The sequence below is a fragment of the Nocardia sp. NPDC057272 genome (assembly GCF_042668615.1).
GTDB lineage: Bacteria > Actinomycetota > Actinomycetes > Mycobacteriales > Mycobacteriaceae > Nocardia.
This window is the reverse complement of sequence record NZ_JBHUYK010000011.1, coordinates 52,274-72,565: the sequence shown is the minus strand read 5'-3', so window position 1 is coordinate 72,565 and position 20,292 is coordinate 52,274. Positions and strand designations below refer to the sequence as shown.

The window sequence follows — 20,292 nt, the reverse complement described above, 5'->3', positions numbered from 1 at the left end:
GGCTCCTCCTCACTGGGCCAGGCCGGCGTGCAGCATGTCCGCGCGTTCGACGACCTTGATCCGCTCGCGCCCTTCGGCTTCGCCCAGCGCGCGTTCGTGGGCGTCCAGTCGGTACCAGCCTTCCCACGTGGTGAAGGCAATGCCCGCGGCGGTGAGATGTTCGGTCACGGCATCGGGGTGTGGTCGCGGCGCCGGCGTCAGCCGGGCCTGATCGGCCAGCAGGCAGGCAACGGTTTCGGCGGCGTCGCCTTTGGTGTGGCCGATCAGGCCGACGGGGCCGCGTTTGATCCAGCCGGTGACATACACCCCGTCGAGGTATCGCGCCCCCTCGCGCGCGTTCGGGTCGATCAGCACGCGCCCCGCTTCGTTGGGGATGGTGCCGGTGCGGCCGTCGAACGGGATGTCGGCGACATCTTCGGAGCGATAGCCGACCGCCCGATAGACCGCCTGCACCTCCCACACCCGAAATTCGCCGGTGCCCTTGACGTTGCCGGTGCCGTCGAGCTGGGTGCGTTCGGTCTTCAGGCCGACGACCTTGCCGTCGGCACCGAGGATCTCCGAGGGCGATTCGAAGAAGTGCAGGAACAGCTTGTGCGGGCGGTCACCGTGATCGCGGATGGCCCACTGCTCCAAGGTGTTGGCGACCATGTCGACCTGCTTGGAGTTACGGCGCGCGGCTTCGGAGCCCTCGTCGTAGTCGATGTCCTCGGGGTTGACGATGACCTCGATCGTCGGCGAGTGATCCAGTTCGCGCAGCTCGAGGGGCGTGAACTTGGCCTGCGCGGGGCCACGACGACCGAACACGTGGACCTCGAGGGCCTTGTTGGCCTTGAGGCCTTCGTAGACGTTCGGCGGGATCTCGGTCGGCAGCAGTTCGTCACCGGTCTTGGCGAGTACGCGCGCGACGTCGAGGGCGACGTTGCCGACACCGAGGACGGCGACCTTCTCGGCCTCGAGGGGCCAGGAGCGGGGGACGTCGGGGTGGCCGTCGTACCAGGACACGAAGTCGGCGGCGCCGTAGGAGCCGTCGAGGTCGATGCCGGGGATGGCCAGGGCGCGGTCGGCGTTGGCGCCGGTGGAGAAGATGACCGCGTCGTAGAACTGGCGCAGGTCGTCGAGGGTGATGTCGGTGCCGTAGTCGATGTTGCCGAGCAGGCGGACCTGGTCTTTGTCGAGGACCTTGTGCAGGGCGGTGATGATGCCCTTGATGCGGGGGTGGTCGGGGGCGACGCCGTAGCGGATCAGGCCGAAGGGCGCGGGCATGCGCTCGTAGAGGTCGATGCTCACTCCCCTGTGTTCACCGGCATCGGATTTCATCAACGCGTCGGCGGCATAGATGCCGGCGGGCCCGGCGCCGATGATCGCCACCCGCAGTGGAGTTCTCATTTCTCGTAGCCCGCGACGAACGGCGTGTCCACGCCGAGCTCACCCACCGCGCCCGCGCCGCCCGGCGAGCCGAGCGCGGTGTCGCGGCCGGGCAGCGGCGTCTCGAAGAAGGCCGCGTTCGTGGCGACGAAGTCTTGCTGGCCGACTGGAATGTCATCGTCGAGGTAGATCGCCTCGACGGGGCAGACCGGTTCGCACGCACCGCAATCCACGCACTCGGTCGGGTGGATGTAGGCCATCCGGTCGCCGGTGTAGATGCAGTCGACGGGGCATTCCTCCACGCAGGCGCGATCCATGACGTCCACGCAGGCGGCTCCGATGACGAAGGTCATGGCTGTAGTTCCTTCTCGCTGGGCTCGCCGAGGGCGGCGAGGATTTCGTAACGCAGCCGCGCGAATTCGGGTTCGAAACGCGCGCCGGGTGCGCGAGGTGCGGCGATCTCGATGACGCGCTGGATGCGGGCGGGGCGCGGGGTGAGCAGCACGATCCGATCGGCCAGCAACAGCGCCTCGTCGACGTCGTGGGTCACGAACAGCACCGTGGTCCGGCGCTGTTGCCACACCGAGATGAGCAGGCGCTGCATATCGGCGCGGGTCTGGGCGTCGAGAGCGCCGAACGGTTCGTCCATCAGCAGCACGCGTGGCTGCGCGGCCAATGTCCGCGCCAGCTGTACCCGCTGACGCATACCGCCCGACAGCGCACCGGGCAGATGGTCACCGAAGTCGGTGAGCCCCACCAGGTTCAGCAGTTCCTGGGCTTCGACGCGCCGGTTACGCCGTGACACTCCACGCAGTTTCAGCGCGAATTCGACATTGCGCCGGGCCGTGCGCCACGGCAGCAGCGCGTCCTCCTGGAACACCATCGAACAGTGCTGGGCGCTGGGCCCACCGTCGACGGTGACCGTGCCGCCGATCGGCGGCAGCAATCCGGCCATCGCCCGCAGCACCGTGGATTTGCCACAGCCCGACGGCCCAAGCAGGACCACGATCTGGCCGGCGTCGACATCGAGATCTACTTCGGCGGCGAGACTTTCACCGTAGGCGATGCGCAGTCCGTGCAGCCGCACCGCGGCGCCGGCGCTCATCGCTGCGCCCTGGGCAGCCACCGGTTCACCCGGCGCCCCGCCAGTTCGACCAGCCAGGCGGTGAACCAGCCGAGCAGCCCGATGGTGAGCATCCCGACGATCACCCCCGGATAGTCCAGGAGCCCGTAGGACTGCCAGGTGAAGTACCCGATGCCGAACTGACCCGAGATCATCTCCGCGCTGATCACACAGATCCAGGCCACGCCCATCGCCACCGACAGGCCCGAGAAGATGCCGGGTAGCGCACCGGGCAGGGCGATCTGGAACAGGATGTCGCGTCGACGCGCGCCGAGGGTGTGCGCCGCTTCCTCCCAGACTTTCGGCAGCGCGTGCATGGCGTGGATGGTGCTCACCGCGACCGGGAAGAACGCGGCGAAGAAGGTGATGAACACGATGCCCTGTTCGCCGGTCGGGAACAGCAGGATGGCCAGGGGCACCAGCGCGATCGCGGGGATCGGCCGGAACACCTCGAGTACCGGCCGCACGAGTGCGCTGACCACGGCCGAGCGACCGACCGCCATGCCGATCAGCACGCCCGACACCGTGGCGAGGCCGAAGCCGATCAGGATGCGGCGGGTGCTGGAGAAGATGTCGCGGTAGTAGGTGGCCGCACCGAGCTGCGTACGGAAGGAGTCGAATACTTGTGCGGGCGTGGGGATCTTGTCGAAACGCAGCCAGAACACCACCTGATTGGTGGTGAGCAGGTACCAGGCCAGGAGCAACGCGGCCAGTGGCACGGCGGTCAGTACGGCCTTGCGTGCTTTGCGGGGAACGATGAATCGGGTGGGTGCACTCGGTGGTGCGGTGGCGATGTCGGGCTTCGCGACGGGCGCGGTGCGGGGTTCGGCGGAAACGGTCATGGTGAGCCTCCTGGTCTCACGTGACGGATCTAGCGGGCCTTCAGTGCTGCCTGGTAGTCGATCACCGTGACGCCCGGATGGGCGGCGGCGTACTGCTGTGCGGCGGCACCGGTCGCGAAGGGCAGCAGCCGATCGTCCGGCCCCGCGGTAGGGTCGCTGACCCAGGTCGCGGTCGCGGCGAAGAGCCGGGTGCCGGTGCTGTGGTCGGGGACGTAGGCGGCGCGGGCGGTGCTGCCGGTGGCCGCGATCTGTCGCAGCAGACAGGTCGGGGTCTTGGCGACGGTGGTGGTCGTGGCGTCGGCGAACCACACCTCCGAGGCGGTGGGACGGCCGTCCACCGCTCCCCCACACGCGGCATCGGTGCCGGTCAGTGGCGCGGGAGCCGCCACCGACGCGCGGGCGGTGTCGTAGTCGGGCCCGTAGACGGTGCGCAGATAGCGGTCGTCGACGAATTCGCCGAGATTCAGATCCGACAGCGCGCCGAGGCTTTTCAGGAACGGCAACAGTGTGCCCAGCGCGTCCACCTGTTGGGGTTTGATCGTCGGATCGAAGCTCACCAGGCCGTTCGGGCCGTTGTAGAGATACACGACCTCGGCGGGCAGCCCGGTGATCTCGGCGACGCGCTGTGCGGCCGCCAAGGGGTTCTGGTTGAGGTAGTCGGTGGTCTTGCGCACCGCGGTGAGGAACGCGGTGACGATATCGGGGTTGCCGGTACCGAAGCGCTCGCTCGCGACCACGGCGTGGAAGGTCGGTATGCCGGCGCTGCCACCGTCATAGAGCAGCTTGGCTTTGCCGTCGTAGACGAGTTTCTGTGGCCACGGCACGAATTGGGCCAGCGCGGCCACCTGATCCCCTTGCAGCGCCGAGGCGCCGACGGCCGGATCCTGACCGAGCAGCTTCACATCGTCGAGAGTCATCCCGGCGGCCGAGAGCCCGGCGGCGAGCATGCCGTGCGCGGCCGACCCCACGCTGGTCGAGACGATCTCACCACGCAGGTCGGTGATCGTGGCCGCCTTCGAATCCGTCGGCACCACAATTTGATTCAGCGAACCGCGCAGGTTGTATCCGGTGACGGCGATCAGTTCGGACTTCACGTCGGCGTGGTCGCGAGTCTTGGAGCCGTTGACCAGGATCGGCGCGTCTCCCATCGACCCGATGTCGACCTGGCCCGCCAACATCTGCGCGGTCAGCGGTGGGCCCGCGGCGAAGTCCTTCCACTCCACCTTGTAGGTGAGCCCTGTCGTCTTGCCGAGTTCGGCGAGTTCGGCCTCGAAAGTGCCGCGATCACGCAGCAGTGTGCCCGCGGTGACGGTGTTGATCGTCTTGGACTGGTAACCGATGTTCACGGTGACGGTCTTGGCGTCGTCGGCGCTCCCGCAGCCGGTGGCCAGTGCGGCCACCGCGGCGATGCCGAGCAGCAGCGCGGGGATTCGGGTGCTCATGGTCGGCTCTCTCAACGCAACAGAAACGGGATGTTCACGGTGACGGCGCCGACCGGGCACCGCGCGGCACACGGCCCGCAGTACCAGCATTCGTCGACGTGCATGTAGGCCTTGCCCGAATCCGGGTGGATGGCAAGGGAATCGAGTGGGCACATGTCCACGCAGAGGGTGCAGCCGTCGATACATTTCGCTTCGTCGACCGAGACGGGGACGTCGAGACGGGCATTGACCTGGGCCATCAGAGTTCCTTTCCAGAGTTGGCGATGCCGATGCGGGCGAAGGCGCGGACATCGGCGTCCGGGTCGTCGAGCGCGGCCTGCAGCGCCGTGGTGATGTCGCGTCGTTCGGCGATCCGCTCGGCCAGTGCGCGCACCGCCGCCTTGCGGACGTCGAGGTTGGGATCGGAGACCGCCGACAGCAGCGGTGCCGCGGCGAGTTCGGGGTCGGCGGCGGCCAGGGCGATGGCCGCCGCCTGCCGGACCTGCCAGGCCGGGTCGGTCATCGATGCGGCGGCCGCCGCGGCAGCGTGTTCGTCGCAGCCGGTCCCGGCCAGACTCGACAGCGCGGCGGCCCGGACAAGCGGCCGGGGGTCGGCGGCGAGGACGAGCAGGGTCACCGCGCCGCGTGGATCACCGATCGCCGCAACCCCTTTCGCCACTGCGATGCGCACGTCCTCGTCTTCGTCAGCGGCGCCGAGGCTCAGTTCGTCGAGAGCGTCGACAGAGGTGAGCCCGCCCACGACGGTGCGACGAACCGCCGCGTTCGGATCGGCGAGCCACCCCACCAGCTCCGCCGCATCGGTCCTGCGGTGCCGCCACAGCGCCTCGATCGCGGCCGAGCGCACCGCAGGCTCCGCTGCGGTGACACATTGGCGCAGCGCCGCATCGAATTCCGGACCGGGCACGATGACCTCGAGGAGTTCGGTGAGCAAGCCGATGGCGGCGTGCCGCACGTCGACATCGACATCGGCCAGTGCGGTGGCGAAGATCGGAGCGGCCTCGGCCCAGGCGTCGGTGGTCTCGCTGAGCACCGACAGTGCCGTACGGCGCACCTCCGGGTCGGGGTCGGTGATGAACGGGGTGAGTTCGTCGAGCTCGGGGCACTCGTCGGCCAGTTCGAGCAGGGCCAGCAGGCGGGCGCTCATCGGACACCCCGCACGTCGAGGTCGCCGACATTGCGCGGGCACGGCACGGGTGTGCTCATCGCGCACCCCAAGCGCCGACGAGTTCGGGCGCGGAGACATCGGCGACGCCGTCGGGACGGACGAAGCCCGGCACCCGCACGATGTAGGGGGCGACCGGCCTGGTGCGGAACTCCATCGCCCCGGTGGCGCCGCGATACAGGTTCAAATGACAGAACCATTCGGCATCGTTGCGTCCGGGCCAGTCGGCACGCTGATGGTAGAGCCCCCAACGGCTTTCGGTGCGTCGCAGCGAGGCCCGGGCCGCCATTTCGGCGCAGTCGCGAATGAAGGTCACCTCGGCGCAGCGCATCAGTTCATGCGGCGTCTGGCCGCCCATCGCGGCGATGTCGGTGTTCATCCGTTCGAACGCCTCGACACCCAGCGTCAGATACGACTGCGCCTTGGGCGGCTGGAGGTAGTCGTTGACGAAGCGACGCAGTTTGTACTCGACCTGGGTTTGGGGTGGGCCGTCCGGGTTGCGCAGCGGGCGGTAGATGAGCTCGTGAGCGGCCTCGATCTGATCGGCGGGCAGCGCTGGATGTGCCGCGCCACGGGCGAATTCGCTCGCGTGCTCACCGGCGATGTCGCCGTAGACGAAGGCGCCGATCATGTAGTTGTGCGGCACCAGCGCCATATCGCCCGCCGCGTAGAGGCCGGGCACGGTGGTGGCGGCGTGTTCGTCGACCCAGACTCCCGACGCGGAATGCCCACTGCACAAACCGATCTCGGAGATGTGCATCTCGATATCGCTGGTGCGGTAGTCGGTGCCGCGGCCTTCGTGGAAGGTGCCGCGGGTGGGGCGTTCGGTGGTGTGCAGGATGCCTTCGATCTCGCGGATCGTGGCATCGGGCAGGTGGCTCAGTTTCAGGTAGATCGGGCCGCGGGCGCTGTCGAGTTCGCGTTTGACCTCGGCCATCATCTGACCGGACCAGTAATCGCAGTCGACGAAGCGATTGCCTTCGGAGTTGACCTGATAGCCGCCGAACGGATTCGCCACGTACGCGCAAGCAGGACCGTTGTAGTCCTTGATCAGCGGGTTGATCTGGAAACACTCGATACCCGAGAGCTCCGCGCCGGCGTGATAGGCCATGGCGTAGCCGTCACCGGCGTTGGTGGGGTTCTCGTAGGTGCCGTAGAGATAGCCCGACGCGGGCAGTCCGAGCCGGCCACACGCTCCCGCTGCCAGGATCACCGCGCCAGCCGAGATGGTGACGAATTCGCCGGTGCGCGTGTCGAATCCGACCGCGCCGACCGCCCGACCGTCGACGGTGAGCACCCGCACCGGCATCACCCGGTTGCTGATGGTCACCTTGGATCGGACGTCGCGGGCGCGCAGGGTGCGGTAGAGCACCTTCTTCACGTCGCGCCCCTCGGGCATCGGCAGGACGTAGGAGCCGGAGCGGTGCACCTTGCGGACCGCGTATTCGCCGTGCTCGTCCTTCTCGAATTTGACGCCGTAGCCCTCGAGGCGCTGGACCATCTCGAAACCCCGGGTGGCGGTTTCGTAGACGGTGCGCTGGTTGACGATGCCGTCGTTGGCGACGGTGATGTCGGCGACGTAGTCCTCCGGGCTCGCCTTGCCCGGGACCACGGCGTTGTTCACGCCGTCCATGCCCATGGCGAGTGCGCCGGAGTGCCGGACGTGGGCTTTCTCGAGCAGCAGCACGCGGGCGCCGTGGCGGGCGGCGGTGAGCGCGGCCATGGTGCCCGCGGTGCCGCCACCGACGATCAGGACGTCGCAGACCAGTTCTCGCCGGTCGGTCAGCGGTGGAATCTGCATGGGGATCAACCCCTTTCGTGGTTGTCGCGGGTGCGCCGCGGGGTCACCGGGACGCGGTCGAGCCGCCCGGACAGGGAGAACCGGTCGCCGCGATAGCGGATGTATTCGAGATCGACGGGTCGACCGGAGTCGGTGTAGGTGAGCCGTTCCAGGAACAGCAGCGGAGATCCCGCACGGACCTGCAACAGTCCGGCGACGGTGGGATCGGCGGCGACCGCCTCGATCGCGACCGCGGCTGAGCCCAGTGGCAGGCCGAGTTCGGCTTCGAGCAGGCCGAACACATCGCAGCCGGTGAGGTCTTTGTCCAGGAGCGGGATGCCGACGTCGGCGGTGAGGTAGCTGGCGTCGAGCGAGAGCGGTGCCCCGTCGAGGTAGCGCACCCGTTCCAGGGCGACGACCGGGTCGCCGGGCTGGAGCTCGAGCCGTTCGGCGATCAACGGTGTGGCGGGCACGACCTCGGCGAGCAGGACCTGGTTCACCACCCGGTCGCTGCTGGTCTCGAAGGTTTCGGCGAGGCCACGCAGGCGGTCGAGGCCCTGCACCGCCTTGTCGGCGACGACGAAGGTGCCCGCACCGGGAACGCGGTCGATCAGGCCTTCGTCGCGGAGCAGGGTGAGCGCGTCGCGCACGATATTGCGGCTGGTGGCGAAGTCGGCGGCGAGCTGGGCTTCGGCGGGCAGTGCGCGGGTGCCGTAGACGCCGCTGCGGATACGTGCGCGCAGGATGTCGCGGATGCGCCGGGCCGGTGCGCTGCGTCTGCCCGAACCCGGATCGGGAGGCCGTGGCCTCGCCGAGGAGGTTGGAGTGGCTGTCATGCGGCAAATGCTGCGAACGCCGCGTTACGACGGACGTTTCGGGCAATTACCGGATGGTTACGCCAGTTCCTGACCGTCGACGAGGGCCGTGACCTGCGATGATTCCGGCATCACTACGAATCCCACCACCACCGCGGTGGCCGGACCGCCCCCTGCGCGATCACTTCGCGCCGAGATGGAGGTGGATCGTGTCGCGTACCCAGCACCTGTACCGGTCGAGCGACCAACCTCGTTCGTTGACCAGATTGCCGTAGGTCCCGGTGTTGACCAGGCCCCACAGCATGTCGGCCACCGCATCGACGTCGATCCGCGGCGGCAGTGCGCCCTCTCGCTCGAGTCGCCGCCCGAGTTCTAGCAGCTCACCGTAGCGATCCGCCTCGCGTACCCGCAATGTCTCCTCGACTTCGGGATGCTGGCGCCGAGCCACCACCAGCGCCTCGTGAATCCGCCACACCCTGGACGCGACCTCGACATCGGCGGCGATTGTCGCGTCGAGCGCCTCCCACGCGGTCATCGTGTCCGTGACCGGATGCCGCTCGAGAACCGGAACGACATCGGTGGCGTAGATATGCAGATGCAGGGCCGTCAACAGCTCGATCTTCGACGGAAAATGCAGGTAGATCGCCTGGCGCGAGACCCCGGCCTCTTTCGCGACAGCTCCGAGGCCGGCGCCGTGATAGCCGTGTTCCTCGAACATCGCGCGCGCCGACTCGAGGATCTGAGTCCGGGTTTGGGGCCGTCCGCCACTTGACACGCTGTCAACCTTACCGTACTTTACAAGCTGTCAAGCAATCCTCGAGGAGGAACGTCATGGCTCGCTACCTGATCACCACCTGGGACGGTGCGGGAAACCTCGTCCCGACGCTCGGCATCGCACGCGCGCTGGTCGATCGCGGCCACGACGTCCGAATACTCGGACACGAGACGATCACTCGACGATGCGCCGATGTCGGCGCCCGCTTCGTCACCTTGACCCAGAGCGAGGGCTGGGACGCGATGGACACCCCGGACGACTTCGAGGCCGAAGTGAAGCTCATGATCGAGGAGCTGTGCTTCAGTTCCGCGATCGCGCGGGACCTCGCACAGGAGCTGGACCGCGAGCCCGCTGATGTGGTGATCGTCGATTGTCTGCTCTTCACCGCTATCGACGTCGCACTGGCCTCGGGCACTCCGACCGCGACCCTGTTCCACACGGCGTACAGCATCTTTCGGGGCGGACCATTGGTCGAGATGTTCACCCCGGGTATCGCGATCGCGAACGCGGCACGCGCGGAGCTGGGCCTGCCCGCGATCGAGAGTCTCGCCGAGATCCACGACGCGTGCGCGCGGGCGCTCGTCGCGGTGCCCGAGGAGTTCGAGCCCGATGTCGCGGACGCAGCCAACGTGGTCCGCGTCGGACCGGTGCTCGACGCGCCCGCGTTGTCGCGCGAGATCGACGAGGTCGATGTCGGTGACGGTGCGAAGCCACTGGTTCTGGTGGCGCTGAGCACGAGCGAGCAAGGTCAGGCCGATCTGTTGCAGCGCTGTGTCGATGCGGTCGCGCGGATGCCGGTGCGCGCCATTGTCACGACCGGGGCGGCGATCGACCCGGCGACCGTGCGTGCGGGGGTGGATACCCAGGTCGTGCGGTACGCGCCACACGCCGACATCCTCCCTTCGGCATCACTGGTGATCACCCACGCCGGGCTCGGAACGACCATGGCCGCGCTCGGTCGTGGCGTGCCGCTGCTGTGCACCCCGATGGGCCGCGATCAGTTCTTCAACGCAGAGCAGGTCCGAACCCTCGGCGCGGGCCTGATGCTGATGCCCGACACGAGCAGCGAGGTGATCGCACAGACCGCCGCACAGATCCTCGGCGAGCGCAGCTTCGCCTCGTCCGCCGAACAGTTGGCCGTCAGCATCAGCGAATACGGCGGCGCGGCGAAGGCCGTTGCCGTGCTCGAGGCGCTGGGATAGGACCGGTGACGCTCAACCGCGCGCGTTCTCGAGCAGCGCGGCGCGCTCCACGAGCAGTTCGCCCGGCCCGGTCGGCGGGGTGTTGCGGCGCCAGATGGCCCGGAATTTGCGGGTCAGCCGGGCGGCCTCGGCCGAGGGGACTTCCACGAGGGTGCCGGTGACGAGGTCGGGTGCGGCGATCAATCGACTCAGGACAGCGGGTGCCATCCCGGTTCGGGCGGCGGCCACGATCGCGGCGGTAGACCCGAGTTCGGCCGCCGGGCCCATGGGTGGGGCCGCGGTGGCGAGCAGGTCCCACACGGTGTCGCGGGTACCCGAACCCGGTTCGCGCCACAGCAGGGCGGTGCCTGCCAGCTCCGTCAGCGTGACCGGGGTCTTCCGTTGTGCCCATGGATGATTCGGCGCCACGACTACGACGAGGTCGTCGGCGCCCAGCACGCGGCTGCCGAGTCCGGCCGGTGGGTGCGGGCCTTCCACGAAGCCCAGATCGGCGGTGCCGTCCCGCACGAGGCCCGCGACCTGGGTGGAGTTCTCGACCTCGAGGGAGATCACGACCTCGGGGTGATCGGCGCGCAGTGCGGCCAGCCAGTGCGGAATGCGGTGGTCGGCAATGGTTTTGGAGGCGGCGATGCGCAGGCGCGGAGCTTGCGCGGCGCGCAGGCGGGCGACATCGTCGACGAGGTCTGCGACGGCGGCCAGGACGGTACGCGCGTGGGCGACGACGGCGCGACCGGCGTCGGTGAGTTCGGACCCGGTCGGCGCGCGGTCGAGTAGCTTCACGTGCAGGCGGCGTTCCAGTGCGCTGATCCGCATACTCGCGGCCGGCTGGCTGATCCCGTGCCTGCGGGCGGCGGCGCCGAGACTACCCAGCTCCGCCACCGACACCAGGAGATCGAGGACCTCCAGGTCGGGGGTTCCGGGTGGCAGGGTCATGGCCCGATTATGGGTGACGGGTGGTGCGACACCACATCAGGCACCGTAGCCGCCGTGATCGGGACCGAATCGGCCTCGCAGCTTCTTCGCCACACCGTAGAGGGCGAACACCGGTTTCAGCGGCATCCATTCGCCGAACCGGTACTCCCGGCCGGGGACCAGGCGAACGGCCAGTTCCGGGCTCTGTTCGGCGAGATAGGCGCGGGCGGTCTCGGCATGCGTCGGCAGCGAGACGATCTTGATCCGGTCGACGTCCTTCAGGTACGGGATCGCGAAGGCGATGTTCTCCCAGGTGGACCGGCTCGACTCCTCCAGAACGAGTTCGCCCTCGTAACCGCGGGTTTCCACGGCGTAGCGGCCCATCAGCGCCGCCTCGGTCTCCGGTCCCGCGCAGGCACCTCCACACAGCACGAGGCGAGTCTCGGACGCGTGCGGATCGATGGATCGTAGACCGGCGCGCACTCGCCAGCGGTTCATGCCGTTGGCGCGCGAACCGGTGTTGCGATACCCGAGGACCACGACGGCCTCCGACCCGGAGCGTGGGGCTCCGACGCCCCGACGGGAGGCCCGTCGATTCGCCCATTCGCCCCACAGCATCAATCCGACACCGGTGGCGATCGTCAGCCGGGTTCGTTTCCGCACGTCTCCAGCAAACCACACACCCCGCCGGCAGGGCCATAAGCCGAAATTATGACCACCTGCGAATTCGCTCTCTACCTCGGGCTCCTGCGTACCGCGAGGGTGAAGGAGTGAACCGCGTACCCGCTCTCGCTCCCGGCCTGATCCTCAGCGCGCTCCTGGCCACCGTGGCCACGCCGTTCGGCAAGGCGCTGCCGATGATCGGCACGCCGGTGCTCGCGCTCGGTGCGGGCGCCGTCGCCGGGATCGTGCTGCGGCGCAAGGATGTGACGGGCGAGACGTTCGGCCCGGGGCTCGACGTCGCCCGGCAGCGCTTGCTCGGGCTGGCGATCGTTCTGCTGGGGCTCGGCCTGCCGCTCGGGTCGGTGATGAGCGTTGGGCGCGAGACGGCGGTGGTGCTGATCGGGACGCTGCTCGTCGGCGGTGTGGCGGCGTTCTTCGTGGGACGGATGCTCGCGGTGGACAAGGAGTCGGCGACCCTCATCGCCGTGGGCACCACGATCTGTGGCGCGTCCGCGATCGCCGCCGCCACCGCGGTCCTGCGGCCCGACAAGCAACGGGTCGCCTACGCCCTGTGCACCATCTTCATCTTCAATGTCACGGCCGTGCTGGTGTATCCGCCGCTGGGCCGCGCGCTCGGCCTGTCGCAGGAGGCGTTCGGGCTCTGGGCGGGCACCGCGATCAACGACACGTCGTCCGTCTTGGCCGCCGGCGTCATCTTCGGCGCGGGCGCGGCACAGTTCGCCGTGATCGTGAAGATGGTTCGCAGCCTCGCCATCATCCCGCTCTGCGTCGGCCTGCACGTCGGCCGCCGCCACATCGCCGAGGACACCGATCTCCCCCAGGCCTCCCTGCGCCGGGCCGTCCCCCTGTTCGTGATCTTGTTCCTGGCCGCCTCCGTCATCGCGGGCCTCGGCATCGTTCCCACCGAGCTCACCGCACCGCTCGCCACACTCAGCGGTTGGCTGATCGCCGCCGTCCTCGCCGCCATCGGCACCTCGCTGAGCATCGCCCGCCTGCGCACCGCGGGCATCCGCCCCCTGATCCTCGGTGGCACCCTCGGCCTGATCCTCGGCACCACCAGCCTCGGCCTCATGTACGTGACCGGTTGGTGCTGACCACAACGCCCCACCGACGTGCGCGCGGGGCCTGATCAGGCCCGCGTCGCGGAGCTAGGATTGCGGGACATCGCATGTCGGCGCGGACAGGAGGATGTCATGAACAGCGTTTGCCGGATCGTCGCCACCGCGGGTGCCGCCGCGGCATTGACCCTGGCCACCGCAGGTGTCGCGGCGGCCGAGGACACCGAGCCGCCCTCGTCGCCGTTGGTCGAGTACATCGAGTCGTGGCCACCCGCCCCCGAATGGTGCAACGCGAGGTGGGATCCGATCGAGAATGCCATCGAGGATTCGATCCCACCCCAGTACGAGCCGGAGTTCGACGCGTTCGACGACTGGTGCGAGGGCGACGCGGACTGACTCGCCCGGTGCTGCGGGGCGGCCGACCTGGCGACCGCCCCGATCGACCTATCCCGCCGCGTTGACGGCGTTCATCACCGCTTCCAGCGAGGCCGCGACGACCGAGGTGTCGCGGCCGAATGCCCATCCGGTGCGGTCTGCCACCCGGTACTCGACGTAGCTCACGGCGGTGCCTGCGGCGCCCTCGTCCACCGAATGCTGGGTCAGGCCGAGGATCTCGATGCGACAGCCCGCCTCGTCGAGTGCGGCGGTCAGTGCCTCGATCGGGCCCACCTCGCGGTGCACCGAATGCCGTTCGGTGCCGTGTGCGTCGAGGACGATCCCGGTGGCGCCGGCGGCGATCTGCCATCCCACCAGCGTGATTCGCTGATCGGAGACGGTGTAGGTCTGCTCGAACAGTGTGAACAGATCCTTGGCGGTGATCTCCGCGCCGGTGTCGTCGGTGTGTTCCTGCACCCGCTTCGCGAGATCGATCTGCAGACGACGTGGCAGGTCCAGGCCGTATTCGGTGTGCAGCAGGTAGGCGATACCGCCCTTGCCCGACTGGGAGTTGACCCGGATCACGGCGTCGTAGGAGCGGCCGAGGTCGGCGGGGTCGATCGGCAGATACGGTACCCGCCACGGTGATTCGCGCTCGGCGATGCCCTCGGCCGCTGCCCGCTCGCGATGTTCGGCCATGCCCTTGCGGATCGCGTCCTGATGGGTGCCGGAGAAGGCGGTGTGGACGAGATCGCCGACGTACGGATGCCTCTCGTGCACGGGCAGGCGGGTGCAGTGTTCGACGGTGCGCCGGATCTCGTCGATGTCGGAGAAGTCGATCATCGGGTCGACACCCTGGGCGTGCAGATTCAGGGCCAGTGTGGCGATGTCGACGTTGCCGGTGCGTTCACCGTTGCCGAAGACACAGCCTTCCACGCGTTGCGCGCCCGCGAGCACGGCCAGCTCGGCGCAGGCGATACCGGTCCCCCGGTCGTTGTGCGGGTGCACCGACAGGATCACGCCGTCGCGGCGAGCCAGGTTGCGGTGCATGTATTCGATCTGGTCGGCGTATATGTTCGGGGTCGCGACCTCCACTGTCGCAGGCAGATTCAGCGTCACCGGACGCTGCGCGCTCGCCTGCCACAGTTCGGTGACCGCGTCGCAGATCTCGAGGGCGAAATCCGGTTCGGTCAGGTTGAACACCTCCGGCGAGAACTGGAAGCGCGCGTGGGGCAGCTCGCCCGCCAGTTCCAGCACATCGCGGGCACCGGCGACGATCAATTCGCGCAGTTGCGCACGATCCTTGCCGAGGACCACCTCCCGCCAGACCGGCGCGGTGGCGGTGTACAGGTGGATCACCACCTCGTTGGTGATACCGCGCACCGACTCGACGGTCCGTTCGATCAGGTCGCGCCGCGCCGGGGTGAACACGACGACGGTTACGTCCGGCGGGGCGATCGAGGTGTCGGCCAGCAGGCGCACGAAATCGAAGTCGGTCTGTGAGGCGGACGGGTAGCCGACCTCGATCTCCTTGTAGCCCATGGCGATCAGGAGCTCGAAGAACCGGCGTTTGCGCGCCGGGTCCATCGGTTCGGCCAGCGCCTGATTGCCGTCACGCAGGTCGACGGGGACCCACAGCGGCGCGGCGGTCAGCCGCGCGTTCGGCCAGTCGCGGTGTCCGACAGGAACATCCACGCGCCGATGGACATCACGGTATCGAGACGAGGGCATTGCCGAGTGGCGCTGCCGATTCCACGCGGGCGCGCCGTCGGCGACAGCGCCCGAGGGAGTGGTCAGGGTGGGGAATTCGATCATGACTTGCTCTGCTTCCCGGCCCACATCGGGCCACGAGACGACGACGACCGGCCATGACGGAGCCCCACGGCGGGGCGGCCGGTCGGTCAGGCCCCGCCGTGGCGGCCGAGAAGAAGCGCGGTGTAGGTCATGATGGGTACACTTCTACCACAACTCCTCAGACAAGTAGAGAGGTATGCCGGTGGTATCGCAGGTAAGACGTCAGCCGCTGGCCGCGCAAGCGGCCGAACTACTGCTCACTCGGATCCGTGCGGGCGAGTGGCCACTGGGTCATCGGCTACCGGGTGAGACGCTGCTCGCCGCCCAGCTGGGTGTGGGCCGATCGACGCTGCGCGAGGCGATCAGAGAGCTCGCGGGCAAAGGCGTGCTCGACAGCAGGCAGGGCGCCGGGGTCTTCGTCACCGCGCTCGACGTGTCCGAGGACTGGGATGTCGTGCTGCGTGGCGCCACCATCGCCGCGGTGATCGAGGCGCGCATCGCGATCGAGGCCGAGGCCGCCGCGCTCGCGGCACAGCGGCGCACGCCTGCCGATCTGCGGGCCATCCGGCGCGCACTGGCCGGTCGTCGGGCCGAGGGCCAGACCGTCGCCGCGCACGTCGATGCCGATATGGCCTTTCATCGCGCGGTCATCGTGGCCGCGCACAACGATGTGCTCACCCAGCTGTTCGACAGCTTCCTGCCGCGGCTGCGCCTGGCCATGATCGACATGCTCGAGTTGCGCCCGGTCCGCTCCGAGGAGGCCGACCACTGCGCGCACGAACAACTCGCCCAGGCGATCGCCGACCGAACTCCCACTGCCGCCGCGGAATTCAGCCGCACCCACCTGTCCGCTCTGAAGGAGGCCTTCACATGACCGGCGCCCCCGTGATCGAACTCGACGACGTGACCTTCCGGCGCGACGGCAAGAAGATCATCAACGGGATCTCACTGACCGTCCGGGCCGGTGAGCACTGGGCTCTGCTGGGCCCCAACGGTGCGGGCAAGAGCACGCTGCTCGGCTTCTGCGGCGCGGTCACCTTCCCCACCACCGGCGCGGTGCGGGTGCTCGGCGAACAGTTCGGCCGGGTGGAGCTGGCCCGGCTGCGACGCTCGATCGGCCACGTCAACCCGCGCCATCCGCTGCGCTATGCCCTCACCGTGCGCGAGGTCGTCCTCACCGGTGTCACCGGCACCATCGATACCCCGATGCGGTGGTCGCCGACCTCCGACGACCTCGCCCGTGCCGCCGCGATCATCGACACCCTCGGCCTGTCCGGCAAGGCCGACGACATCTGGCCCACCCTGTCCCAGGGCGAACGCGGCCGCACCCTCATCGCCCGCGCCCTGATCAGCGACCCCGATGTCCTGCTCCTGGACGAACCGTCGACCGGCCTCGACCTGGCCGCCCGTGAGCAACTCCTCACCACCATCGACACCCTCGATCGCACCCACCCCGAGGTCGCCTCGATCCTGGTCACCCATCACCTCGAGGAACTCCCGAGCACCACCACCCACGCCCTCCTCATCGCCAACGGCCACACCGTCGCCGCGGGCCCCGCCACCGACGTCATCACCACCGACCACGTCTCCACCGCCTTCGCCCACCCGATCGAAGTCCGCTACGACGGCCGCTGGAGCGCCCGCGCCCGCTGAACACCGAATGCCCACCCGGGCAACACTTCACGCGCCGCGAGCCACCGCGCATAACGGCGTCGGAGGGAGCTAGACCAGCTCGACATCGTCGAATCCGACGGTCAGTTTGTGTCGGCGCTCGCGCAGGACATTTCCCTCACGATGGACGGTTCCCTCCCCGAACTCGATTCTCAGCTCCGCGCGTCGTGCGTCGACCTCCCGGACAACCCCGCAGATGCCGCTGAACGGGCCCGCCGGGAAATACACGACATCGCCCGGTCCGTAGTCGGTGAACCCCACGGCGCCACTGTAATTCACGTCAGCGGGCATCGCCGTTGTGTGATGGGACAAAGGGGGGAAGGATCGGTTCGTAGAGGTGGCGAGCGCGCTGCCGGTCGATGTTTTCGAGATCGAGAAAGTAGGCGGACTGCCACCGCTGCGACTTCTGCGCTTGCTTGTTCCGGGTCGCGGACCACGGCGGGTACAGGCGGAACCCGCGTTTGCCGCCATGACCGGCTACGGAAACGATTCCGTCTTCGACGAGGGCGCTTCGCGGGAAGACGAACTGTCCGGCACGCGATTCCTCGCGAACGGTGATCACCAGCAGGTCGACACCGTCCTCCACGGCGAACGGCTCGGTCGAGCCGTCCTCGGCACGCTGCCACACGGTTACGAACAGACCCGGCTTCGCCGGAGTCCGCTTGCCCACCCGGAATCTCACCCAGCCACGACCGGCCTCGGCCACGGATGCTCCGTATTCCGCGTTCTGCGTCTCGAGAACCGTGGCCGACATGTCCAGTCCCAGCGAGGCGATGAGGTTTCGCGCCGCGAGGAGGTCAGGGTGCGTCATCCGAGGCTTCGAAATCGGCGTCGAAGTTGTCGAGGAGTTCGTCGGCTCGGGAGAGAGCTCGGTCCAGTTCGTCGGTGACGGTGTCCAGCACAGACATGCCGTCGAGCATCCCGGACAGCTCGGAGTGCAGGGCGTGGAGTTCGGCGATGGCGGGGTCGACGGTGGTCCAGGCGACGGTGTCGGACCACCAGGTGTCGCGTTGGATCCAGGACCAGACGATGTCGCGGACCAGCAGGGCGTCGGTGGTGAACAGCTGGCGGTGTTCGGCGCCGGTGGTGTGCTCGAGTTCGTAGGTGCCGTCGTCGAGGTAGCGCGCCTGGATGGAGTCGGTCGGGGTGCGGGTGAGGAGGAGGAAGGGGTGCTCGGGCGCCGGATCGGTGGCGGAGGCGCCGGGTCGGGCAGGGTCGACGGGGTGTGGCTGCGCCGAGCCGTCACCGACGTGGACTACGACTTCGGGCTGGTCGTCGCGCTGGGCACCCATCGGGCCAGTGTGCCGGATCGGCGAACATCGTGAACAGCCGGACCGATGAATCGGTGACGCGTACAGCGTCTACATCGACAGCAGGTTTTCTGTCGACAGAGAGGCTCCACCAGTGCGCGAAAACGAAGTCAGGGCCGAGACCGCACGGCAGCGTGCCGAGACGGCGGAGTTCTTGGCGGGCTTGGACGAGGCCGCCTGGGACGCGCCGACACTGTGCGCCGGCTGGCGGGTGCGTGAGGTCGCCGCGCACCTGAGCATGCCGTACCGGACCTCGCTACCGCGTTTCGTCCTCGGCATGATCACCGCGCGCGGCAACTTCGATCGCCTGGCCGACCGGGCGGCCCACGAGGACGCCGCACGGCTGAGCACCGCCGAATTGGTCGCCGCCATCGGCGACAACACCGAGCACCCGTGGAAGCCACCGGGCGGCGGCTTCGCGGGCGCGCTGAGCCACGATGTGATCCACGGCCTCGACATCACCGTCGCTCTCGGCCACACCGATCCGGTTCCCCTCGACCGCATGCGCATGGTGCTGGAAGCGCTGAACCCACGCTCGGCCAAGTATTTCGGCGTCGACCGCGGGAATCGCGTTGCGCGCAGACGATCTCGACTTCAGCTACGGCGAAGGCGAGGTGCTGTCCGGACCGGCGCAGGATCTGCTGCTCGTGCTGTGCGGGCGAAAACTCCCCCCGGGCCGTCTCGATGGCGAGTCGGCGGCGCGATTCACCAGCCGCTGACAATCGAGCTGCGCCACACCATGACGGCGGGTAGCCTCGCACCGATGACGTGGACAGCTCCCGAACTCGAGCCGACCAGAACCCTGGTCGGCGCGGACGAGCGGCCGATGTTGCAGTCCTGGTTGGACTTTCATCGCCAGACCCTGCTCGGCAAGTGTGGTGGACTCGACGGCGAACAGCTCGCCACGCGCTCGGTGGAGCCGTCCTCGCTGTCGCTGCTCGGCCTCGTCCGGCATCTCACCGAGGTGGAGCGAGGCTGGTTCCGGACCTCCGCCGCGGGCGAGGAGGTCGAACCGGTCTACAGCTCCGAGGCCGAGCCCGACGCCGATTTCGACGACCTCGCCTCGCTACCCGCCGAGGCGGTGTTCGCGGCCTTTCACGCCGAGGTCGCCGCCTGTGACGCCGCCGTCGCCGAGCTCTCCCTCGACCACGTGTTCCACGTGCCGTGGCGCAGCGACGAGTACACGTTGCGCTGGGTGTACCTGCACATGATCGAGGAATACGCCCGCCACAACGGCCACGCCGACCTGCTGCGCGAGCGGATCGACGGCGTCACCGGCAGCTTCTGAGTCAGGCGTCGCCGGTCACGACGCCGGGGGTGAGCTGGTCGAGATCGTCGATGACGGTGTCGGCCAGGGCGAGGGCGTCGGGCAGTGGCGGGAACTCCGGGCGCGGCGCCGCGATCAGGCGCATCCCGGCATTGTGGGCGGAGCGCAGACCATTGGTCGAATCCTCGACGGCCGTACAGTCGTTCGGCTCCACGCCGAGTCGCTGTGCGACGGTGAGGTAGACGTCGGGCGAGGGCTTGCCGCGTCCGACCTCCTCGGTGGACAGCACCACGGTGAAATAGTCGAGCAATCCGGACTTCGCGAGCACCAGATCGATCAAGGTGGCCGGTGACGAGCTGGCCAGGCCGAGTTTCCAGGAACCCGCGCACCGCCGCACCGCGTCGACCGCGCCGGGCAGCAGCGGGACGTGGTGGGCGTACTTGTCGGCCATCAGGTCGATGACGGCGGCAGCCACCTCGTCGGCCGGTTCGGCCACACCCAGCTCGTCGGCCAGGTACGACGACCACTCGACGGTGTTCATCCCCATCATCTTCTTCTGCGAATCCGGTTGCCACCGGCCACCTTTGAGGACCACGTACTCGTGCCTGACCTGTTCCCAGATCGGCTCGGAATCGATCAGCACGCCGTCCATATCGAACACAACCGCCGCGATACCCATGCGTTCAGCCTTTCGCCGCTCACCCGGAGCGGCACC

The 20,292-nt window shown here is 68.5% G+C and carries 21 protein-coding genes and 1 pseudogene; 6 read left to right on the top strand and 16 right to left on the bottom strand.

From position 1 onward, the window contains the following. Nucleotides 1-9: 9 nt before the first annotated feature. The 9 genes and pseudogenes from ACFULV_RS17240 to ACFULV_RS17200 form a co-directional block, all read right to left on the bottom strand. Nucleotides 10-1,386 carry an FAD-dependent oxidoreductase gene (locus ACFULV_RS17240; protein WP_378657674.1) on the bottom strand — a complete coding sequence of 459 codons (1,377 nt, stop codon included), beginning with the start codon at nucleotides 1,384-1,386 and terminating at the stop codon, nucleotides 10-12. Next, nucleotides 1,383-1,718 (bottom strand): ferredoxin, encoded by a 336-nt coding sequence (gene fdxA / locus ACFULV_RS17235; RefSeq protein ID WP_378657671.1) that lies wholly within the window; start codon nucleotides 1,716-1,718, stop codon nucleotides 1,383-1,385. The genes ACFULV_RS17240 and fdxA overlap by 4 nt, the downstream gene beginning before the upstream one ends. Beyond that, nucleotides 1,715-2,470, bottom strand: a complete 756-nt coding sequence (locus ACFULV_RS17230) for an ABC transporter ATP-binding protein (protein WP_378631143.1) — start codon at nucleotides 2,468-2,470, stop codon at nucleotides 1,715-1,717. The genes fdxA and ACFULV_RS17230 overlap by 4 nt, the downstream gene beginning before the upstream one ends. Beyond that, nucleotides 2,467-3,330 carry an ABC transporter permease gene (locus tag ACFULV_RS17225; protein WP_378657669.1) on the bottom strand — a complete coding sequence of 288 codons (864 nt, stop codon included), beginning with the start codon at nucleotides 3,328-3,330 and terminating at the stop codon, nucleotides 2,467-2,469. The genes ACFULV_RS17230 and ACFULV_RS17225 overlap by 4 nt, the downstream gene beginning before the upstream one ends. 29 nt (nucleotides 3,331-3,359) lie before the next feature. Then, on the bottom strand, nucleotides 3,360-4,772 hold the full coding sequence (locus tag ACFULV_RS17220) for an ABC transporter substrate-binding protein (RefSeq protein WP_378657666.1): 1,413 nt from the start codon (nucleotides 4,770-4,772) through the stop codon (nucleotides 3,360-3,362). Nucleotides 4,773-4,783: 11 nt separating this feature from the next. Next, nucleotides 4,784-5,011, bottom strand: coding sequence for a ferredoxin family protein (locus ACFULV_RS17215; protein ID WP_056816902.1), 228 nt, complete (start codon nucleotides 5,009-5,011; stop codon nucleotides 4,784-4,786). Next, nucleotides 5,011-7,735: pseudogene (locus tag ACFULV_RS17210) on the bottom strand (fumarate reductase/succinate dehydrogenase flavoprotein subunit). Before ACFULV_RS17210 ends, ACFULV_RS17215 begins: the two are co-directional and overlap by 1 nt. Before the next feature lie 5 nt (nucleotides 7,736-7,740). After that, nucleotides 7,741-8,550: a GntR family transcriptional regulator gene (locus ACFULV_RS17205; protein WP_378657663.1), complete on the bottom strand. Its 810-nt coding sequence runs from the start codon at nucleotides 8,548-8,550 to the stop codon at nucleotides 7,741-7,743. A gap of 160 nt (nucleotides 8,551-8,710) precedes the next feature. Further along, on the bottom strand, nucleotides 8,711-9,304 hold the full coding sequence (locus ACFULV_RS17200) for a TetR/AcrR family transcriptional regulator (RefSeq protein ID WP_378631137.1): 594 nt from the start codon (nucleotides 9,302-9,304) through the stop codon (nucleotides 8,711-8,713). A gap of 56 nt (nucleotides 9,305-9,360) precedes the next feature. Between ACFULV_RS17200 and ACFULV_RS17195 the strand changes: the two genes are divergently transcribed. Continuing rightward, the gene (locus ACFULV_RS17195; RefSeq protein WP_378657660.1) at nucleotides 9,361-10,506 is read left to right on the top strand and encodes a glycosyltransferase; all 1,146 of its coding nucleotides are present in this window, start codon (nucleotides 9,361-9,363) and stop codon (nucleotides 10,504-10,506) included. A 12-nt stretch (nucleotides 10,507-10,518) separates the two neighbouring features. On the opposite strand, the gene ACFULV_RS17190 is transcribed toward ACFULV_RS17195, so the two are convergent. Together ACFULV_RS17190 and ACFULV_RS17185 are read right to left on the bottom strand one after the other, a co-directional pair. Next, complete coding sequence (locus tag ACFULV_RS17190; RefSeq protein WP_378631134.1) at nucleotides 10,519-11,439, bottom strand: LysR substrate-binding domain-containing protein; 921 nt, start codon at nucleotides 11,437-11,439, stop codon at nucleotides 10,519-10,521. 36 nt (nucleotides 11,440-11,475) lie between these two features. After that, nucleotides 11,476-12,081 (bottom strand): YdcF family protein, encoded by a 606-nt coding sequence (locus ACFULV_RS17185; RefSeq protein ID WP_378631132.1) that lies wholly within the window; start codon nucleotides 12,079-12,081, stop codon nucleotides 11,476-11,478. Between the two features lie 107 nt (nucleotides 12,082-12,188). Here ACFULV_RS17185 and ACFULV_RS17180 point away from each other — a divergent pair, with 107 nt between their 5' ends. After that, on the top strand, nucleotides 12,189-13,196 hold the full coding sequence (locus ACFULV_RS17180) for a YeiH family protein (RefSeq protein WP_378657657.1): 1,008 nt from the start codon (nucleotides 12,189-12,191) through the stop codon (nucleotides 13,194-13,196). Between the two features lie 99 nt (nucleotides 13,197-13,295). Then, the gene (locus ACFULV_RS17175; RefSeq protein ID WP_378657654.1) at nucleotides 13,296-13,556 is read left to right on the top strand and encodes a hypothetical protein; all 261 of its coding nucleotides are present in this window, start codon (nucleotides 13,296-13,298) and stop codon (nucleotides 13,554-13,556) included. Nucleotides 13,557-13,604: 48 nt separating this feature from the next. On the opposite strand, the gene ACFULV_RS17170 is transcribed toward ACFULV_RS17175, so the two are convergent. Further along, nucleotides 13,605-15,266 (bottom strand): 2-isopropylmalate synthase, encoded by a 1,662-nt coding sequence (locus ACFULV_RS17170; protein WP_378657903.1) that lies wholly within the window; start codon nucleotides 15,264-15,266, stop codon nucleotides 13,605-13,607. Nucleotides 15,267-15,531: 265 nt separating this feature from the next. On the opposite strand from ACFULV_RS17170, the gene ACFULV_RS17165 reads away from it, so the two are divergent. Together ACFULV_RS17165 and ACFULV_RS17160 are read left to right on the top strand one after the other, a co-directional pair. Next, nucleotides 15,532-16,203, top strand: coding sequence for a FadR/GntR family transcriptional regulator (locus tag ACFULV_RS17165; protein ID WP_378657900.1), 672 nt, complete (start codon nucleotides 15,532-15,534; stop codon nucleotides 16,201-16,203). Continuing rightward, nucleotides 16,200-16,982 carry an ABC transporter ATP-binding protein gene (locus ACFULV_RS17160; protein WP_378657651.1) on the top strand — a complete coding sequence of 261 codons (783 nt, stop codon included), beginning with the start codon at nucleotides 16,200-16,202 and terminating at the stop codon, nucleotides 16,980-16,982. Before ACFULV_RS17165 ends, ACFULV_RS17160 begins: the two co-directional genes overlap by 4 nt. A gap of 69 nt (nucleotides 16,983-17,051) precedes the next feature. On the opposite strand, the gene ACFULV_RS17155 is transcribed toward ACFULV_RS17160, so the two are convergent. Genes ACFULV_RS17155 through ACFULV_RS17145 form a run of 3 tightly spaced genes read right to left on the bottom strand, consistent with a single transcriptional unit; the run spans nucleotide 17,052 to nucleotide 18,292 of the window. Further along, nucleotides 17,052-17,261 (bottom strand): hypothetical protein, encoded by a 210-nt coding sequence (locus ACFULV_RS17155; protein WP_378657648.1) that lies wholly within the window; start codon nucleotides 17,259-17,261, stop codon nucleotides 17,052-17,054. A gap of 19 nt (nucleotides 17,262-17,280) precedes the next feature. Continuing rightward, nucleotides 17,281-17,811: a MepB family protein gene (locus ACFULV_RS17150; protein ID WP_378657645.1), complete on the bottom strand. Its 531-nt coding sequence runs from the start codon at nucleotides 17,809-17,811 to the stop codon at nucleotides 17,281-17,283. Next, entirely contained in the window at nucleotides 17,798-18,292 is a 495-nt protein-coding gene (locus ACFULV_RS17145) for a hypothetical protein (protein WP_378631120.1), read from the bottom strand. Before ACFULV_RS17145 ends, ACFULV_RS17150 begins: the two co-directional genes overlap by 14 nt. 112 nt (nucleotides 18,293-18,404) lie before the next feature. Here ACFULV_RS17145 and ACFULV_RS17140 point away from each other — a divergent pair, with 112 nt between their 5' ends. Beyond that, a complete protein-coding gene (locus tag ACFULV_RS17140) occupies nucleotides 18,405-19,598 on the top strand; it encodes a DUF664 domain-containing protein (protein ID WP_378657643.1) in 1,194 nt (397 codons plus the stop codon). A gap of 1 nt (nucleotide 19,599) precedes the next feature. Here ACFULV_RS17140 and ACFULV_RS17135 read toward each other — a convergent pair whose 3' ends face one another. After that, nucleotides 19,600-20,256 (bottom strand): HAD family hydrolase, encoded by a 657-nt coding sequence (locus ACFULV_RS17135; RefSeq protein ID WP_378657641.1) that lies wholly within the window; start codon nucleotides 20,254-20,256, stop codon nucleotides 19,600-19,602. Nucleotides 20,257-20,292 lie beyond the last annotated feature (36 nt).

What these genes read in the sequence shown, in the direction of transcription:
- ACFULV_RS17195 (WP_378657660.1), top strand. Translation starts at nt 9,361, where the DNA reads ATGGCTCGCTACCTGATCACCACCTGGGACGGTGCGGGAAACCTCGTC.
- ACFULV_RS17205 (WP_378657663.1), bottom strand. Translation starts at nt 8,550, where the DNA reads ATGACAGCCACTCCAACCTCCTCGGCGAGGCCACGGCCTCCCGATCCG.
- ACFULV_RS17240 (WP_378657674.1), bottom strand. Translation starts at nt 1,386, where the DNA reads ATGAGAACTCCACTGCGGGTGGCGATCATCGGCGCCGGGCCCGCCGGC.
- ACFULV_RS17225 (WP_378657669.1), bottom strand. Translation starts at nt 3,330, where the DNA reads ATGACCGTTTCCGCCGAACCCCGCACCGCGCCCGTCGCGAAGCCCGAC.
- ACFULV_RS17145 (WP_378631120.1), bottom strand. Translation starts at nt 18,292, where the DNA reads ATGGGTGCCCAGCGCGACGACCAGCCCGAAGTCGTAGTCCACGTCGGT.
- ACFULV_RS17190 (WP_378631134.1), bottom strand. Translation starts at nt 11,439, where the DNA reads ATGACCCTGCCACCCGGAACCCCCGACCTGGAGGTCCTCGATCTCCTG.
- ACFULV_RS17220 (WP_378657666.1), bottom strand. Translation starts at nt 4,772, where the DNA reads ATGAGCACCCGAATCCCCGCGCTGCTGCTCGGCATCGCCGCGGTGGCC.
- ACFULV_RS17160 (WP_378657651.1), top strand. Translation starts at nt 16,200, where the DNA reads ATGACCGGCGCCCCCGTGATCGAACTCGACGACGTGACCTTCCGGCGC.
- ACFULV_RS17175 (WP_378657654.1), top strand. Translation starts at nt 13,296, where the DNA reads ATGAACAGCGTTTGCCGGATCGTCGCCACCGCGGGTGCCGCCGCGGCA.
- ACFULV_RS17150 (WP_378657645.1), bottom strand. Translation starts at nt 17,811, where the DNA reads ATGACGCACCCTGACCTCCTCGCGGCGCGAAACCTCATCGCCTCGCTG.
- ACFULV_RS17230 (WP_378631143.1), bottom strand. Translation starts at nt 2,470, where the DNA reads ATGAGCGCCGGCGCCGCGGTGCGGCTGCACGGACTGCGCATCGCCTAC.
- ACFULV_RS17135 (WP_378657641.1), bottom strand. Translation starts at nt 20,256, where the DNA reads ATGGGTATCGCGGCGGTTGTGTTCGATATGGACGGCGTGCTGATCGAT.
- fdxA (WP_378657671.1), bottom strand. Translation starts at nt 1,718, where the DNA reads ATGACCTTCGTCATCGGAGCCGCCTGCGTGGACGTCATGGATCGCGCC.
- ACFULV_RS17215 (WP_056816902.1), bottom strand. Translation starts at nt 5,011, where the DNA reads ATGGCCCAGGTCAATGCCCGTCTCGACGTCCCCGTCTCGGTCGACGAA.
- ACFULV_RS17170 (WP_378657903.1), bottom strand. Translation starts at nt 15,266, where the DNA reads ATGCCCTCGTCTCGATACCGTGATGTCCATCGGCGCGTGGATGTTCCT.